General features: G+C 57.0%; 12 protein-coding genes. 10 read left to right on the forward strand and 2 right to left on the reverse strand.

Features of this window, described 5'->3' with window-relative positions; genetic code table 11:
- Nucleotides 1-3: 3 nt before the first annotated feature.
- The 10 genes from ACRZ9X_RS11100 to ACRZ9X_RS11145 all read left to right on the forward strand — a co-directional run bounded on the left by ACRZ9X_RS11100 (nucleotide 4) and on the right by ACRZ9X_RS11145 (nucleotide 13,492).
- Nucleotides 4-1,665 carry a dynamin family protein gene (locus ACRZ9X_RS11100; RefSeq protein ID WP_480518748.1) on the forward strand — a complete coding sequence of 554 codons (1,662 nt, stop codon included), beginning with the start codon at nucleotides 4-6 and terminating at the stop codon, nucleotides 1,663-1,665.
- A gap of 39 nt (nucleotides 1,666-1,704) precedes the next feature.
- A complete protein-coding gene (locus tag ACRZ9X_RS11105) occupies nucleotides 1,705-2,106 on the forward strand; it encodes a hypothetical protein (RefSeq protein WP_480518749.1) in 402 nt (133 codons plus the stop codon).
- 23 nt (nucleotides 2,107-2,129) lie between these two features.
- Nucleotides 2,130-2,966, forward strand: coding sequence for a hypothetical protein (locus ACRZ9X_RS11110; protein WP_480518751.1), 837 nt, complete (start codon nucleotides 2,130-2,132; stop codon nucleotides 2,964-2,966).
- A 70-nt stretch (nucleotides 2,967-3,036) separates the two neighbouring features.
- Nucleotides 3,037-5,079: a dynamin family protein gene (locus ACRZ9X_RS11115; RefSeq protein WP_480518753.1), complete on the forward strand. Its 2,043-nt coding sequence runs from the start codon at nucleotides 3,037-3,039 to the stop codon at nucleotides 5,077-5,079.
- A complete protein-coding gene (locus ACRZ9X_RS11120; RefSeq protein ID WP_480518755.1) occupies nucleotides 5,076-6,362 on the forward strand; it encodes a dynamin family protein in 1,287 nt (428 codons plus the stop codon). Before ACRZ9X_RS11115 ends, ACRZ9X_RS11120 begins: the two co-directional genes overlap by 4 nt.
- 324 nt (nucleotides 6,363-6,686) lie before the next feature.
- Nucleotides 6,687-8,978 carry a serine/threonine-protein kinase gene (locus ACRZ9X_RS11125; protein WP_480518757.1) on the forward strand — a complete coding sequence of 764 codons (2,292 nt, stop codon included), beginning with the start codon at nucleotides 6,687-6,689 and terminating at the stop codon, nucleotides 8,976-8,978.
- 206 nt (nucleotides 8,979-9,184) lie between these two features.
- Nucleotides 9,185-10,276 carry an FHA domain-containing protein gene (locus tag ACRZ9X_RS11130; protein WP_480518759.1) on the forward strand — a complete coding sequence of 364 codons (1,092 nt, stop codon included), beginning with the start codon at nucleotides 9,185-9,187 and terminating at the stop codon, nucleotides 10,274-10,276.
- A complete protein-coding gene (locus tag ACRZ9X_RS11135; RefSeq protein ID WP_480518761.1) occupies nucleotides 10,276-11,055 on the forward strand; it encodes a PP2C family protein-serine/threonine phosphatase in 780 nt (259 codons plus the stop codon). Before ACRZ9X_RS11130 ends, ACRZ9X_RS11135 begins: the two co-directional genes overlap by 1 nt.
- 22 nt (nucleotides 11,056-11,077) lie before the next feature.
- Nucleotides 11,078-12,340: a peptidoglycan-binding protein LysM gene (locus ACRZ9X_RS11140; protein ID WP_480518763.1), complete on the forward strand. Its 1,263-nt coding sequence runs from the start codon at nucleotides 11,078-11,080 to the stop codon at nucleotides 12,338-12,340.
- Nucleotides 12,341-12,385: 45 nt separating this feature from the next.
- Nucleotides 12,386-13,492: a peptidoglycan-binding protein LysM gene (locus ACRZ9X_RS11145; protein WP_480518765.1), complete on the forward strand. Its 1,107-nt coding sequence runs from the start codon at nucleotides 12,386-12,388 to the stop codon at nucleotides 13,490-13,492.
- 373 nt (nucleotides 13,493-13,865) lie between these two features.
- Here ACRZ9X_RS11145 and ACRZ9X_RS11150 read toward each other — a convergent pair whose 3' ends face one another.
- Together ACRZ9X_RS11150 and ACRZ9X_RS11155 are read right to left on the reverse strand one after the other, a co-directional pair.
- Nucleotides 13,866-16,079, reverse strand: coding sequence for an NADP-dependent isocitrate dehydrogenase (locus ACRZ9X_RS11150; protein ID WP_480518767.1), 2,214 nt, complete (start codon nucleotides 16,077-16,079; stop codon nucleotides 13,866-13,868).
- Nucleotides 16,080-16,268: 189 nt separating this feature from the next.
- The gene (locus tag ACRZ9X_RS11155) at nucleotides 16,269-17,393 is read right to left on the reverse strand and encodes a tetratricopeptide repeat protein (protein ID WP_480518769.1); all 1,125 of its coding nucleotides are present in this window, start codon (nucleotides 17,391-17,393) and stop codon (nucleotides 16,269-16,271) included.
- Nucleotides 17,394-17,408: the final 15 nt, after the last annotated feature.

A 17,408-nucleotide genomic window follows, 5' to 3' on the forward strand; every position in this document is an offset into this window, starting at 1 on the left:
GTTATGGTAAAAGAATCACAAACCCGCTTCGTCTCTCCCAAGGCCTGGAACCGCATCGAGCAGTGGTCCCGACGCAAACCCGTTTTTGCGCTTATGGGGGAATTCAGTGCCGGAAAATCCACTCTGATGAACTTTTTGCTGCGTAAGCAGGCTTTGCCGACGCAGGTGACGGCGACGCAGTTGCCGCCGATCTGGTTCAGTTGGGGCAACAAATCCGCCTATATCAAGCGTCACGACGGCAGTACGCAAGATATCACGCTAGATCAGTTGGAACAGGTTGGCGTCAATGATGCGCAGTTTGTGCGTATATTCCTGGAGGCCGATATTCTTGAAGCGGTCGATCTGATCGACACGCCCGGAATTTCCGATCCCAAGATTTCGACGGACGTTTGGCGACGTGCGGTTGGTCAGGCAAATGGTGTTTTATGGTGCACCCACGCGACGCAAGCCTGGCGCGAAACTGAGCGCGCCACATGGGTTGCGTTGCCCGAACGGCTGCAACACAAGTCTTTGTTGTTGATCACGCGTGCGGATGCGCTGGGTCAAAAGGATCGCCAGAAAGTGCTGCGCCGCGTCAATCGTGAAGCTGGGCATCTGTTTAACCGAACCATTCTGTTCTCGGCCCGCGATGCAATCATGGCACGTGACAAAACCGGCGATGCCGAGCTTTGGGCGCGCAGCGGTGGCGGCAAGATGGTGGACAGCTTCCTTGAAATCACCGAACAGATCATGGATGGCCGTGCCGATCAGCTTGCCCGGTATCAGATCGATAAATCCATGTCTGATGAACCGGCCTCGGCTATCGCACGACCGGTTTCGGATGGCCTGGAACCAGGAGCAGAACCGATTGAGCCGGTGTCGCAGGTTACGAATGACGACGTTGTAACGAGCTTCCCGGTTCGGCCCGCACGGGTTGAGCGTCGCGTCGAAGACACAGAACGCCCTCGCATCGATGCGGAAGAAGCCGAGCGTCTGCGCGCCGAAATGGTGCCGGACGTTCCGCCCCAGAAGGATGACCTGCGTGCCCTGTTTGCTGACGAGGGCACAGAGTTGCTGGATCTGGATGCCCTGGCTGATCCGATAAACGACGTCGATGAGTTCGACTTCATGGACGATGACTACGACCACGAAAACCCGGATCTGACGCTGGTTGCTTCGGATGAAGCGGAAATGCCGGAAGCTGCTGACATGGAAGCGGAAGCCGAAGCTGCGGCCGAAGAACCTGAGGCAGAGGAGGCGATAGAAGCGTCCCCAGCTTCCGGAATCGAAGTCTCGGTCTCGTCGATCACGGCACTATTGACTGAACAGAATGAGAAGTCTGGCGAAGACTATGAACCTGAACCGGAATCCAGTGCTTTGGCCCCGGTGCGTGTCGTGTCGATTGTGGATGACACAAAAGACACCAAGGTCGAACAGGTCGAAGAGCCAGCAAGTGAAGTGCAAGACACCTCGGAACAACCGCTGAGCGCGACCGCTATGTGGAACGAGTTTTCTGCGCGGGAACCTCTGCCGGAAGATGCCAAGGGATTGCAAAGCGCCTTCGCTGCTTTCCTGAGCGAATATGATGAAATCGCACGGGAATACCATGCGCGGACAGAGAAAGGAGATGCACCGGTGATCCCGACAAACGGCAATCAAGGCAGAGCGGAATGGCATGTTCTTTAGGGTTTTGCCCGAGTGCCTGCCTGAAACGCGGGGCGTCTGATGTCCATTGAAGGTGCTTTGGCCGCTGCCATCGAAACCATACCCGACTGCCTTGCAGCCGGGTATGTTGACATGGAGACCGGCATGTTGCTGGGATCGAACGCGCCCAATTCAACAGATGGCGATGCGCTGGAAAGCCTGTCGCTGGCTGTGGCCAACTTGTTTCAGGGGCGAGGCGTGCAAGCCTTTGAGAAAATGCTGAAAGAGTCTGAGACAGAGAATGTCGAGCATCCGGGATTTGGGGAAATCGCGGTGTTTTCGAATGATCGTTTGCACATCTTCCTGCGCACGCAGGATTATCCCGATCATGTGGTCTGCTACATCTGCCGGGAAAACGCAAATATCGGGTTAACACTTACAAAAGCACATCTTAGCCTCAGGCGCGTTGCGGCCGAGGTTTAGACGGGGCCAGAGGGGGTCACGCTATGATGGACGGTGAAATACTTGAGTTGCTCGGGGATATCGGGCGAACATCCGTGGCTCGGATGTCGCCGTCGGTTTATCTGTCGGGCGATAGCGCAGAGCTAAGGCGTCAGGAGGTGCTGGGGACCATTCGCGGCACCATCCTCCCACGCAGGTTGGACTTTACCGCGGCTGATGGCTCGGTTCTGGCTATTGAGGTCAACAGCTCTCGGATCACGGATGTGTTTCGCTGTGTCTCGGGATCCATTCCAGATTTTGAGACCGAGGCTCGCAAAGATCTCACCGAAAAGCTGGCGCATTTGATGACGGATATAGCTGCGGCGCCTGGGCCGCTCGAACTGGTCTCAAAACGCCCGGACGCGATCTTGGAGGCGGATGATGTCGGCATCACCTATTCCGAGGTTGAAGCGGCCTGTGCAAAGATCGAATTCCCGAAAGAACCACAAATTTCCGTCGTCCCCACCGCAACACCTGAACCGGACACTCAAGGATTGGCCGCACAATTCTATGAGGCGTCGGCGAAACACGCGCGCGGGCGGGTTCTTGCAGGGTCGCACGATGCGACTGATATGCGGTTGGATGGCGTATGCGATGCAGATCAACCTTTGCATCCAAAGGCGAAGGACTTGTCGGAGCTCCTACGTGATCTGGACGGTTGGCAATCGGACGGGGATGGCACTTTGACCCCTCCACAGTTGATCGTGATGCGTCCATCAGGCGGTCAGGGTACCGGTTTGGCCGTTTTGCGCGATGGGGAACAAACCGCGATTGCACTGCATGACACCAGAAAACTTGGGGCTGTGGTCAACATCTGGAAATCTCTGCGCGCCGCCGAATGACCGCGATCCCGCCCAATCTAGTCCTTTTTATTAAACCAGTCTAAAAATACGAGTTACCAGGGTAAAGCTTATGAGTGAATTTAACCGCCGCGAGCTAATTCGCATCGCCGAAGACATGAACGGGTCCAGCAATGATGAGACCCGCCACTTTATTTCGCGCATTGTCGACGATCTGTCCAATCTCAAACCTTCGATCGCTTTTGTCGGTCAGATTAAAGCCGGAAAGTCGCGCCTGATTAATGGTTTTACCGGTCAGGCCGAGTATTTGCCGTCGGATGTGAATCCCTGGACGACCGTAATCACAGATATGCATTTCGGTCATCCTTCGGGTCGGACGAACGGGGCCGAGTTTCACTTCTTTGATAACCGCCAATGGCAGGCGTTGATCGCCGAAGGCGAAGAGCTGCGCAACATGTTCCCGGATGAAGAGGACAGCTATAAGCGCGAGATGATCGAAGAGCAGGTCGAGGCGATGAAGACTCGCGCGAAACTGCGTCTGGGCGAAAGCTACAAGCATTTGCTGGGTCAGCATCACGATCTGGATGAGCTGAACTCGGACGATCTGGCGCGCTATGTCTGTGCTGGTGATGATCCGACGGAAGAAGGCACTTATGATCCGGGATCGGATCGCGGACTTTACAGCGACATTACACGCAAAGCCGAAGTTTATTTTGAACTCGGCCATTTCCCTTATCCGGTCACAGTCACCGATACACCTGGCGTCAACGATCCGCTTTTGATCCGCGAAGAGATTTCGCGGCAATACCTCAAGGAATCCGATTTCTTTGTGGTGGTACTGTCGGCTCATCAGGCTTTGTCCCGCGCAGATTTGAAACTGTTCCGCCTGATGCAGGCGCTGGAACTTGGGCAGATCGTTGTGTTCATCAACCGGGTAGATGAATTGGGCGGTGGCCCGGAAGATGCATCAAAAGTGCGCGCCGACGTTGTGGATGGTTTGTCGCAGGCGCTTGGAAACTCGGAGATCGACGTTTTGATGGGCAGCGCTCAATGGGCGCACTACGCGTTGACGGGCGACGACACCGGGGTCGATCATGACCAGGTGCTGTCCTGGTTGCGTGCGCATCCGGAGCAGATGAAGCAATATCTGGAAGGTGTCGAAGAGATTAAACAGGGCACAGGCCCGATCAGCCGCGAAGGTGTTCTGCGGTTTGCGGCGATGATTGCGTCGGGTTTGCCGGATTTGCGGCGTCATGTGACACGCGCCCTCACCGAGGGTCCGCGCAACGAACAATTGCGCATGGCTTGGCAACACCTGAGCAGCTTTGCCAATGGAGAATTGGAACGCAGCGCTGCCCGGTTGCGTGCGCTGGAAGCCGAGCAAGGTCCCGGAGTTGATGAGGCCGACGACAGCAACAAGACTCTGGCTGATTTGCGAGCAATGATCGCCGAGAAGACCGAAACCATTGTCAAAGACATGGATGATGTTCTGGCCAATCTGCGCGGTGTGATGGACGATACCGTGGCCGAGGCGGTCTCGATCGTTGTGCGCGGTCCGAATGGGCAGTCTCCTCTGCTGGCCAAGGATGGTGAAACCGAGTTGAATTTTACCCCATTGCGAGAACGGATGCGCGAGTTGGTGCAGGGCGCGACGCAGGTCGTGCGCCAACGCATGCTCAGCGAATTGTACGCGATTGACATGCAATGCAACTCGGCCCTGCGTGCCCTGCCCGGGTGGCAGGAACCTGCGGACAACCGGATGAACACCAGCGCTGTGCGTTGGTTCCGCCCGGACACAAGCGCCCTGACCCGCGGCATCACGGTGGAGCTGCGGGTCAACTGGCTGTCGCGGCTGATTTCCCGGCGCAGCGTGCTGAACCGGGCCGAACGGATGATCGTGCAGGAGTTCGAGATGATCGGTGATGATCTGGTAGATACCGCGCATAGCCATCTGTCTGAGCGGATGAAAACGGTCCTCGATCATTACTTGGCGTTGCTGGCCGGACATTTGGAGCAGCGCAGTAACCCCGATGGTGCAAATGCGCGCGCCGAAGCGCAACTTGCGGTTGACCAGGCGCGCCGTATTGTAGATGAACTTGACACGGTTCGCGGGGCGTCGCCTGCGGACATTCGACAGGCAGAGGCTGCAGAATGATAGAATTCCCCGGAACCGAACAGGAAGTGCGCCAGCTGGAGCGCTTTTTGAACGTGACCGAGAAAGCACCCGCTTCGGCAGAGCTGGAGCAGTTGCGCGCCCGCGCGCTGGCCCATGCCGAAAGGTTGTCGAATGCGGTGTCGATTGGTTTCGCCGGAGAATTCGGGGCGGGCAAATCCAGTCTTGCCAACATGTTGGCCGGGGCCGATGTTTTGCCCACAGGTCCGCAGCACCTGAAATTGCCGCTTGTCATCGTGGCTTATGCTGACGCGCCCGAGACAACCGTGGGCTGGTGGGGAAAAGATCCGAAAACCTATTCCGGCATCGTGCTTGAAAAAGCAGCAGAAGACGAACCCGATTTCATTTCTGTCGGTTTGAACACCCCTGCCCTGCAAGAGATTTCGCTGTTCGATTTGCCAGGGTCAGGCGCTTTGGATGAGAGCTACAAACAAACTCTGGACCTTCTGGAATATGTTGACTGCGCCATCTGGTGCACCAATGGCACCAATGCCTGGCGAGAAACCGAACGCCATCTGTGGTCTCAGGTTCCGCAAAAGCTGCGTGACAACAGCCTTTTGGCGGTAACTCACGCTGACCTGCCTCCAGTGCGGGATTCGCTGGACCGGGTTGTGTCTCGTTTGGTCAAATCCACTGAAAACCTGTTTCAGGCGGTTGTTCCCATTGGAACACCGGTTGCCGTGCGTGCCATGGCACAAGAGCCCGAGCCGGATTTCGACCTGTGGGAAACCTGCGGTGGACAAAATCTGGCCGAACACGTGCTGACGCTGGCAGCCAACTACCGTAGCAAAGATCTGGATGCGGCGCGGGCGGATTTAACAGATCACTTTCTGCCCTACCTCTCTGATCTGGACGACCAGGACGCACAGGAAGAACCGAAGGATGGTGTCTCTCTGCACGCAACTTTGGAAACCGCCCTGCCCGCCTTGGACAACCCCATTCTCGAGGATTGGCTTGCAGCGATTGCCAGCATCTACGATGATCTGCGCGAAAACACTGATATGGAGCCTGCCGCATTCCTGCAAAGCTGTCAGGAGATCGTCGAGGATTTTGCCGAACGTCTGGAAAGCGGCTCCGAGATTGATCCCGAAGCAGACTGGATACCGGGCGAGTTTGAAAAGGCCACGGACCTGCTGTTGCTGCTTCAGTTTGAAAGCGGCGATGCGCCTTTGAAGGACGCGATCAGCATTCTGACGCAGTTGAGCGACAGTCTGGCATGGGCTGGCAGCACGGTCGCAACCGCCCCTCCCCGCACCGGAACCTGACGATTCCCGCCTGAATTGAGTCATTTCGATCCGATTCGGGTGGCTTAGAATCGGGTCGTCATTGTTTCCAAATCAGGAACCAATTGAGATTTTAGCTAGGATAAGGGTGGATTTTCTTGCCCTCGAATTACAACATATTGTTGGAGTCAGGTCTATACGCACAAAATGTGCGATTATCGAGAAATTGATCCATAGTGAAGCCATGCGGCGGCCCCAATAAAGTCAAATTTGAACCGTCTAACGTTCATTAAGTGTCCTGCGGTTGTGTTTGGTTGTGAGTGCTCGGGCGGAATGCCTGGTTATCCATACCGCAGATTGTGCAAAATGGGCGGGAAGAAAATGGGTCACAGCCACGCTGTAGGTGCAGCGCAAGACGAACCTCAGGTCGACGGGCTTCAACCAGGTGCCAAGTTGCTGCGGGGGCAGTATGAAATCCTCCGTTATCTCAGCAACGGCGGTTTTGGTATCACGTATCTGGCGCGCGACAGCCTTGAACGCGATGTTGTCATCAAGGAATGCTATCCGGGCGCCTTGTGTCAAAGGAACGGCGATCTGGTCGAACCGGCCAATCCGGATCATCAGGAAGATTTGCGCGCCATCATCGATCTTTTCATTCAGGAAGCCCGCAACCATGCGCGGCTGGTCCATCCCAATATCGTCGACGTGCATCAGGTGTTCGAGGACAACAACACCGCCTATATCGCAATGGATCTGATCCGTGGATGCGATCTGTTGGATTATGTAGAGAACCCCAAAAACGACGCAGGTCCGGATTTTATCGTTCAGGTCACCGAAAAGATGCTGTCCGCCGTGTCGTTCATTCATCAAAGCGGCATGTTGCATCGCGATATCTCGCCCGACAACATTCTGATCGATGAAAACAACGATCCGGTGCTGATAGATTTTGGGGCCGCGCGCGAACAGGCGGCGCAACAGTCGGCAGCACTGCTGACCCTACGCGTGATCAAGGATGGCTATTCCCCACACGAATTCTATGTGCGAGGGGCGGATCAGGGGCCCAGCAGTGACCTGTACGTGCTGGCGGCTACGCTGTATCACGCCATCAGCGGCGAACGCCCGATTGATGGTCAAACCCGCCTGAACGCATTCAACAGCGGCAAGCCTGACCCTTATCGTGGTTTGACCGGGCGCTATCAGGGATATCCCAAAGGATTCCTGGAGGCGATCGACAGAGCAATGGAGGTCCATGCGACGGACCGCCTTCAGTCCGCGCTGGACTGGCTACGCATGTTCCGTGGCCCTGGTGTGAAGTTCGAAACATTCGCCTACCGTCCGATTTCAGTGATTGCTGGAATGGATCGCAAGGATGAGGAAGCCGAGAAAGAGCGGATCAAGGCCGAAAGTGAGAACGCCGAGGCAGTTGTGACTGCGCTATTGGCCGGGAATGCGGATCTGGTTCTGGGCAACGAAGAAAAGCCGGACGACAAACTGGCCGAATTTGCCCCCAAGGAAAACGAGCCGGTGGCCGTTGACACTGTTGTCAAAAGCGGATCCGGAGGCAGCGGTAGGATGATCGCGGGGGTTGCCCTCGTGCTGGCCGCGGTTGCCGCCGGTGGTTTCTTTGTTATGACGAACGAGACATCAGCGACCGATGTCACTCCGGCGCAAGCGCCAGCAGAATCTGAGGAGACCGCAGCCGCTGCTGATGAACCAGCCGCATTGATTGAAGATCCAAAACCGGCCGAAGAGCCGACGGAAGATACCACTCCGGTACAAGCAGAAGTGGAACCGGTCGAGCAGACCATCAATGCAGAAACAGAGCCAGAATTGGTCGCGCCTGCATTGGAACCTGAAACTCAGGCGGCTCAGGATCAACCTATCGAGCAGGTGATCGAGTCAGACACAGCGCCAGTTGAGGTCGCGGTTGCGGATCAAGCCTCACCCGCTGAAACGGTTGCAATCGACGCCGTTTCAGAAGACGCACCAATTGCTTCCACAGAATTTGCAGCAGAACCAGAAACCTCTCCAGCCCCTGTTGAACCTGTAAATCTGGTCGAAAACCAGATGGCTTATGGTCACTGGGACGTGGACATCCCGTTCACATTGTCCAAACGCCGTGTTTCAACTGGCAGCGTCTATACGATCACGGCGGTCGATCCGGGCACCGATCTGTCAATGATCGGCGACTGGGTACAGCGTGGAGCGACGATCTTTACGCTCAATGGTGAACCGGTGCGCGCAGATATTGAATTTGTGGCTCAGGCGATGGAGAAGTTCTCGGTCGATCCAGACGGATACATCCGCGCGGCAGTCCGGTATCGCGCACGCGGCGAAACACGCGCACAAAACGGGCTGTTGGCCTTGCCCGCGCACCGGATGTTCGGCCTGCAAAACGGAATAACTTTCGAAGTGCGCAACGCAGGTGAGGACGGATGGCAGACCGTCGTGTCCTCAGTTCCGCAGGGCAGCGCAGGTGATCTGCGTCCGGGTGATGTGGTGCTGAGCGAGACGCAGACAGGCCTGTCAATCGATGCCCCGGAAAGCCTGGACGGCGTCCTTACCCAGCTTGTTACCGAAAATTTGCCCAACGCAGAGATGTCTGTCCTGCGCGATGGCACTGAAACGGCTGCAGTGATGCAGCTTGCACAGGAGTAATTCGACCGGTTCTTGATGTGAAATTCGCCAGCGTGTGTGTGCTGAGGGTGACGGCCAACATCGTCACCCCGACGGGAACCGGACCGTCGCGATAGGTAAAAGTTTCCCTGTTTCCTTTCATCAGTCTCTTCGGACCCTTGGGCCGAAGGCCAGTTGCAGCCCCACGGGACAGGTCCCGTGCCAGAATTCAAGAAGGTGTCGACACCATGTTCAAATATAAAAGCCCTCTCAGCCGGCTTCTCGAAGGTGCCGGCAAGGCTAACGCGGAAGAGACGATTGAAGCCCCTGAAGAGCAGGAAGAAAAGGCGGAACCGATTGCGGATTTCAATGCCCTGCGCGCGGCTCTGGGTGGTGGCAATATGGCGCCGCAAAGCTATGAGGAAACAGACGATCTGCTTCCCGAAGAAGATATGCCGGAATTCGCGGACGAGACGATCGAAACCGATATCTCCGAGGCCGAAGTCCCTGAACCGGAAGCTCCGGAGGACAGCCCCGTCGTGACCCTTCGTCTGGAGACGGATGACATGTTGTCGACCGAAGACGATATGCTGGCCGCAGTTGCCGAAGCGTCCATCGCTGAGGACGAGGCGGTGGTTGAAATCGTTCCCGAACCGGCAATGGCCTCCGAACCCGAGGAAGTCGCCGAAGTGGAAGTGACTGAACCGGAACCCGAAATCGTCGAGGTTATGCCGGAACCCGCGCCTGAACCCGAGATGGAGGCCCCCGCTCCGGTACCAGAGCCAGAGGTCGAAGCCGTTGTCCCGGCTCCGCAGCCTGAACCGGTTGCCACGATGGTCGAATCGGAAGCGCCCCTCGCGGCCCCTGCCCCAAGCGCCGAGCGGCGTGGGCGTGTCAAAACCACGTTCCTGGGATTTGAACGGGGCGACACACATGTGCAAGAGTTGATCGAAACCTCAGATCCTGTCGCAAAACCAACCTCGACCGAACAGACATATCCGGTGGGTTGGCTGGTTGTGACCAACGGTCCGGGCCGCGGCACCAGCATTACCGTGACCGAAGGTCTGATGCAGATCGGTCGTAACGACGATCAGGCCATCCAGCTTGATTTTGGCGACACCGGTATTTCCCGCAGCAATCACGCAGTGATCGCCTATGACCCTGAAGACCGCAAATGCTATCTGGGTCATGGTGGTAAAGCCAACCTTGTGCGTCTGAATGGCAAGCCCGTTCTCAGCACCGTTGCACTGTCCAGCGGCGATCTGATCCGCATCAGCGAAACCTCAATCCGGTTCACGGCGTTCTGTGATGACGGCTTTGACTGGCGGGATGCTGATTGATGCTGGCAACCCCTGCATATGACATTGCGCTGGTCCTGGATCAGGGTCGGCGCGACACGCAGGAGGACGCCGTCGCCGCACGGGTCTTCGACACGGCCGATCTGGGCTATGTCGTTGTCGCAGACGGAATGGGTGGACATGATGCGGGTGAAGCTGCGTCTGCCCTCGTGATCTCAAGCTGGCGCGAGATTTTTGATGATCTTCTTTATGGTCAGGATGTGGAAGAAGGCGCTCTGCTCGACGCTCTGCCCATTTCGGCCATGCAGGCGAACGCCGCTGTAGCACGGTATAGCGAGGCACAGGGTATTCAGCTGGGGTCAACCTTGCTGGGCGTACTCGTGCTTGATCACCAGCTGTACTGGATATCCATCGGGGACAGCCCGCTATATCTGTTGCGCGACGGTCGCCTGCGCCAGATCAACGAAGATCACTCCATGGCACCGGTGATCGACCAGCAGGTGGCTGACGGTCAATTGACCCAAGAGCAGGCACAAGCCCACCCGGATCGCAACCAGCTGACCTCGGTCATCATGGGGGCGGCGATTCCCAAAGTGGATTGCCCCGAAGACCCTTTGCTACTGGTTGCATCTGACATCCTGATTTTGGGAAGCGATGGCTTGCAGACCCTTAGCAACCCCGAGATCGAAGCTCTTGCGAATACCCTGTCACAGTCTCCGGCCCGCGATATTGCCGACGCGCTGTTGCAGGCAGTTCTGAGCAAGGGCGATCCCGATCAGGACAACATTTCAATCGCCGTGATCAAACCGGCAAGACCCTAAACAAGGCAGAGAAACAGGACAAATGAGAAACCATCTGATCATATCCAGCCTGGCTCTTGCAGCCGCAACCGGGGCGGCCTCGGCTCAGGAGGCATGCTCGACTTATGAAATCAAACGTGGCGACAGCCTGCGGGAGCTGGCCATTGCAGCTTACGCAACCGAGGATTTCCGGCCTCTGTTTGACGCGAACCGGGACGTAATCGGTTCAAACCCGAATATTATTCGGGTCGGCGATATCCTGACCTTCCCATGCCGCGAAGACCTCGGGCTGGAGGCGTTGGTGCCGGACACGGAGGCGGGCCGCATTGCTGCTGAAATGGCCGAAGAACTGGTAAAAGCAGCTGAGGAACGGGCAGCAAAGGCCGTTGCCGAGGCCGAAGCGCAGGTTGCTGCGGCAAAGGCCGAGGCAAAAAAAACTAGCGAAGAGGCTGTGATTGCCGCCAAAGCAGCCGCCAAGGAAGAAATCGAAGCGGCCCGGATTGAAGCGGCTGCTCTGATCCGGAATGCCGGAGGCGAGGACAGCACCCAAGTTCGTGACCGTCAGCTTTTGATGATCACCGGCGGCAACTATGCGCCATTCACGGACGAAGCGCTTCCGAACCGTGGTCTTTACACAAACCTCGTGGAAACCGCGATGCTGCGCGCCGCGCCCGAGCAAGGTTACAAGATTCAGTTCGTCAATGATTGGTCCTCACATCTGGACCTGTTGATGCCAACACTGGCCTTTGACGCGACCTTCCCCTGGTCCCGTCCAAACTGTGACGACGCGGCAGCCCTGTCCGAAAGTGATCGCGGGCGCTGTGAAACCTACAACTTTTCAAATCCCTTCTATGAGGTTGTAGACACTTTTTTTGCCCGCGAAGGTTCGGGGTATGAGCTGACTTTGACCTATTCAGATTTTGCGGGTGCAACGATCTGTCGTCCCGAGGGCTGGTCCTTGTCGCATATGGATGCGGTTGGCCTTTATGAACCCGCCATTGAGCTGGTGCGTCCCGTGTCACCGGACGACTGCTTTCACGCGTTGATGGATGGGACCGCTGACATCATCGCGATCGAGGCCCATGTCGCCGTCGAAGCCATCGGGCGGCTGGGTTACGAACACCGTATTATCGAAAACCCCAACCTGGCGGCGATCAAGTCGCTTAACGTCATGACCCACAAAGATAATCCGGATGGGGAAGCGATCCTTGAGACGCTCAACCAGGGTCTGGCGATCATGCAGCAATCTGGCGAGTGGCGTGACATCGTGTCGACCGCCCTGCGCTATCAAATGGAAAATGGCTAAGGCCCAGAAAAGGCCTGATAAAATAAAAGTCTGGAGGAAGTGGACATGTTGGATCAGAAACTGAAAAGAGCAGTACTGTCGGCCACCGCCGTCACCACCCTGAGCGCGGGTGCCGCAGCCGCGCAGGAAGCCTGTTCAAACTACACGGTCACCGATGGTGACACGATGGCGACCATTGCCATCGCGGCTTATGGAACTTCGAACTACCAGCCCATCTTTAACGCGAACCGGAACATCATCTCGAACCCCGGTGCGCTTGAGCCGGGATTGGTTCTGGCCCTGCCCTGTGAAGACGGCAGCCTGCCCAATGGTCAAAGCGCGCAGGAACTGATCGCAGCCGAAGAGCAGCGCGCAGCAAGCATCAAGCGTTCAAATGTGTATGCGCCCCCAATCAAGATGGTGGCTGGCAACGGCTGGGAGCCGTTTACCACCGAGTCGCTGGGCGGCGGCGGCATCATGACCCGTCTGGCCACGACCAGCCTGCAGCGTGCCGGAAACAGCCGTGATTATTCGGTCAGCTTTGTCGACGACTGGAGCTCGCACCTGGATACACTATTGCCGTTGGGCGCGTTCGATATCTCAATCGCGTGGACCGTCCCGGACTGCACCAACCGCTCGTACGAATGGTCGGCAGAAACCGAAGCCCGCTGCACACAGTTTGTCGCGTCAGTTCCGGTTTATGACGTCGTTGGCGGCTTCTACACACTGCCCGAAAGCGACTATGCAAATGCGACAACCTTTGAAGATCTGGAAGGCTCAACCATCTGCCGTATGCACGGTTGGAGCATGGTCGTTCTGGAGGAAGTCGGTCTGAACCGCACCAATACCACCGTTGTACAACCCAACACCGCACGGGAATGTCTGGACGCCGTTCTGACCGGTACCGTGGACGTTGCCGCATTCGAAGTTGAACTGTTCGCGTCTACGATGAATGACATGGGACTGACCTCGTCTGACATCGTCGAAAACCCTTATGTTTCGACCTTGTCGTCTATGAGCTTCCTTGCCCATCGCACCAACCCGTTCGCGCGGGAGTATATTGCGATGATGAACAAAGGTCTCAACGAGATGCGCGAATCTGGCGAATGGTATGCGATCATCTCGGATACTCTGCGCGAACAGAACCAGAAACTGAATGCAGCGTCAAACTGATCCCTCGGTTTACGCTTTTACTTGGGCCGGTCTTAGGATCGGCCCATTTTTTATTTGGAAACGAATCGATTTCTTCGCGCTGATTGTTTGCAGTCAAATGTGGATAGCCGTTAGTGTTGTATGGGCTAAACGTCTTTCAGGTCTGCTCTTTGCGCGAAAAAAGATGCGCACTACGGGAAACCCCCAATACCCAGCCGGGCCCCAATCAATACTATCAATCTCAACTACACCGGTGAGGCGAAAGCCCCATCACTCACTCAGAAAGGGGCTGGCTATGGGGGTCGGCCCTTTTCTAATTTGGGAAAAGGAAAACCGGCCCTTTCAGGCCGGTTTTTTGCAATCACAGGGGCCGCACAACCCCTGAATTTGACACTTAACCGATAATGGCATTCAGCGTGGAGCTGGGGCGCATGATGGCGGCAGCCTTTGCCGGATCGGTGTGGTAGTAGCCGCCCAGGTCGGCCGGGGCACCTTGGGCTGCTGCCAGTTCATTCAGGATCTGGCCCTCTTGCTCGACCAGTTCTTTTGCCAATGGGCCGAACTCTGCCGCCAAATCGGCATCGTCGGATTGCGCGGCCAGGGCTTCGGCCCAGTAGCGCGCAAACCAGTAGTGGCTGTCGCGGTTATCCGGCTGACCGACCTTCCGGCTGGGCGATTTATTGTTGTCCAGAATGCCCTGTGTCGCGGCCTCAGCGGCTGCGCCCAGAACACCCGCCTTGGCGTTGCCCTTGCTGTCGGCCAGGAAGTTCAGGGATTCACCCAGCGCACAGAACTCACCCATCGAGTCCCAGCGCAGGTGGTTTTCCTCGACCAGCTGCTGCACGTGTTTCGGGGCTGATCCGCCCGCGCCCGTCTCAAATAAACCGCCGCCATTCATCAGTTTGACGATCGACAGCATCTTGGCCGAGGTGCCCAGTTCCAGGATCGGGAACAGGTCGGTCAGATAGTCCCGCAGCACGTTGCCGGTGATCGCAATCGAATCCTTGCCCGCCGTGATGGTCTCAAGCGACTGGCGGGTCGCCTCGCGCGGGGCCATGATCAGGAACTTGTCTGCCACGCCAGCCGCCTCAAGCGCCGGTTTGACGTATTTGATCAGCTCGGCGTCATGGGCGCGGTTTGCGTCCAGCCAGAAGATCGCCTCGGAGCCCGTCAGGCGCTGACGGTCCATGGCCAGCTGAATCCAGTTCTCGATGGGGGCCTTCTTGACGGTGCAGGACCGCCAGATATCGCCCTGCTCGACCTCATGGGAATGCAACGTCTCGCCATTGGCCAGAACGATGCGGATGGTGCCATCGGCCGGGGCCTGGAAGGTGGTCGGGTGCGAGCCATATTCCTCGGCCTTCTGTGCCATCAGGCCGACATTGGCCACGGCTCCGGCAGTCGCCGGGTTCAGCGCGCCATTGGCTTTGAAGAACTTGATGGATTCATCATAAACGGGCGCATAGCAGCGGTCGGGGATCACGCAGTTCGTGTCACCCTTGGCACCGGCCTCATCCCAGCCCTTGCCACCCGCGCGGATCACCGCAGGCATCGAAGCGTCGATGATCACGTCCGACGGGACGTGCAGGTTGGTGATGCCCTTGTCGCTGTCGACCATATACATGGACGGGCGATCCGCCTTAATCGCTTCGATCGCGGCCATGATTTCGGCATTGCCCTGAACCCGTTCCAGCAGATCGCCCAGACCCGAGTTCGGGTTCACACCCAGCGCATCCAGTTCCGCGCCGAATTTCTCGAACACGGGGGTCAGCCACGCCTTGACCGCATAGCCAAAGATGATCGGGTCGCTGACCTTCATCATCGTGGCTTTCATGTGCAGCGAGAACATGGTGCCGTCTGCCTTGGTGTCTTCGATGGCCTCGGCCAGAAACGCCGACAACGCCTTGACCGACATGAAGGTCGCATCGGCCACGGTGCCTTCTTCCAGCGGCCAGCCGTCTTTCAGGACGGTCACGCCGCCATCTTTGCCCACGAATTCGATCTTCGCATCACCGGCCTGCGCGGCGGTAATGGTGGCTGACTTTTCGTTGGCATAGAAATCATTGCCCGGCATCGACGACACTTTGGTCTTGCTGTCCGAAGCCCACGCACCCATCGAATGCGGGTTCTTCTGAGCGTAGTTCTTTACAGCTCGGGCCGCGCGGCGGTCACTGTTGCCTTCGCGCAGAACCGGATTCACAGCCGAGCCCTTGATCGCGTCATAGCGCGCACGGATCGCCTTTTCTTCATCGGTCGAGGGTTCCTCGGGGTAGTTCGGGATATCATAGCCCTGCGACTGCAATTCCTCGATGGCCGCCACCAGCTGCGGGACCGAGGCCGAAATGTTCGGCAGCTTGATGACATTGGCGTCCGGCGTCTTCACCAGCTCACCCAAGGCAGCCAGATCGTCGGTGATTCGCTGCGCCTCGGTCAGGTTCTCGGGGAAGGTCGCGATGATGCGCCCGGCCAGCGAGATATCCTTGGTGCCAACGCTGACACCCGCGGCGGATGCGAACTTGCGGATGATGGGCAGGAACGACGCGCTGGCTAGCTCAGGCGCTTCGTCTACAATGGTATACAATACGTCGAAGTTCGAATTTTCTGCCATATTCCCTTACCTTTTTTTAAAGCCTTTCGGGGCGTGCGATCCAAGAGTATGTGCCAATGCTGAAGACCGGCACCGAGCCGTTACGAGGCAACGACGCCTCACGGGTGACTCTGATGTGACAGGGCCCGCTTATAGCAGGATTGGTTTGGGATCAATCAGGTTTGGGGGCGCAAATTGACACGGGGCGGCTCAGAGCTTGGGTTGATCAGGAAAGACGAGGTGGCTCAGGCCGACTTCGGCCTGTTTCTTGGCGACGTAATCTGCAATCAGGGCATCCATCGCCTCCGGCACGCCATCAGACGCGTCTTTGGAAATCGGAAACCCCTCCTGTTCGAACCCGTGCAACACGACTTTTAGACCGTTCTCCCCAGTCGCGTCCAGAAATGACTTTATCTCAGCTGTCGCAAGCTGGGTCTTTCCAATGCCGGCGTAAAGAACAGCGCGCGCAATCCACTCCGTGTTCTGCCCAACCAAGAGGAAACTCGGGACCGTTAGCCTTAGTCTTTCAAAGAAGCTCTGGTTTTGGTTTTCCAACGCCACGTATTTTTCGACACTTGCAATCCCGTCGGCATCGTATCCCAACCGAAAATTTGTAACGGCAAGAAACAAAAGGGCTTCCGACGACTTTGGGAAAAGCTCAACTGCCATCTTTGCCGTCGATAGCGCGATGTCCATGTCGCCGGAATACTTAAGCTCATAACCAAGGCGATAGGTATAGACCCACTCTTTGTCGGGCCATGTCAATGCAGCCTGATCCAGTAGGTTTTCTACGTTGTTAAATTCACTCTGGCCAAGACGCAGATTAATGAGGTCCTTCATCGCGCTCTGATGGTCAGGCGCAATCTCAAGAACCCTTTCGTAGTTGCGCGCTGCTGAGTCTATTTCTCCGCGCGCGCGATGCAGCTTGGCCTTGCTGTATAGGGCATAGGTATCGTTTTCGTTGATCTGCAACGCCCGTTCGAAATCGGCATCTGACGCCTGCCGATCCCCAAGCGCATTGTGCGCGTAGGCTCGCCATACCAGCATTCGCGGGTGGTCCGGCGAAAGTGACAGCGCGTGGTTGGCATCCGACAGGGCCTTGTCATAGGTATTAGCTCGGCAAAACGCCTCAGCTCGTTTGGAATAATACAGAAACTGGTATTCGGGCCGGGAATCTTGCGTTTCGATCAGTGCGGTACAGGCCGCGATGGATTGGGACGGGGCCCCATGCCCCCGTATGCACGTTCCAAGTAATTCGTCCGATTTCAACGGCTCGGTATACCACAGCAAAGCAGCGGCGCAGATCGTGGTCAAAGCGGCAAGACGGACCTTCATTCAAACTCCTTAGTC

It is taken from the genome of Ruegeria sp. AL1 (assembly GCF_056540905.1).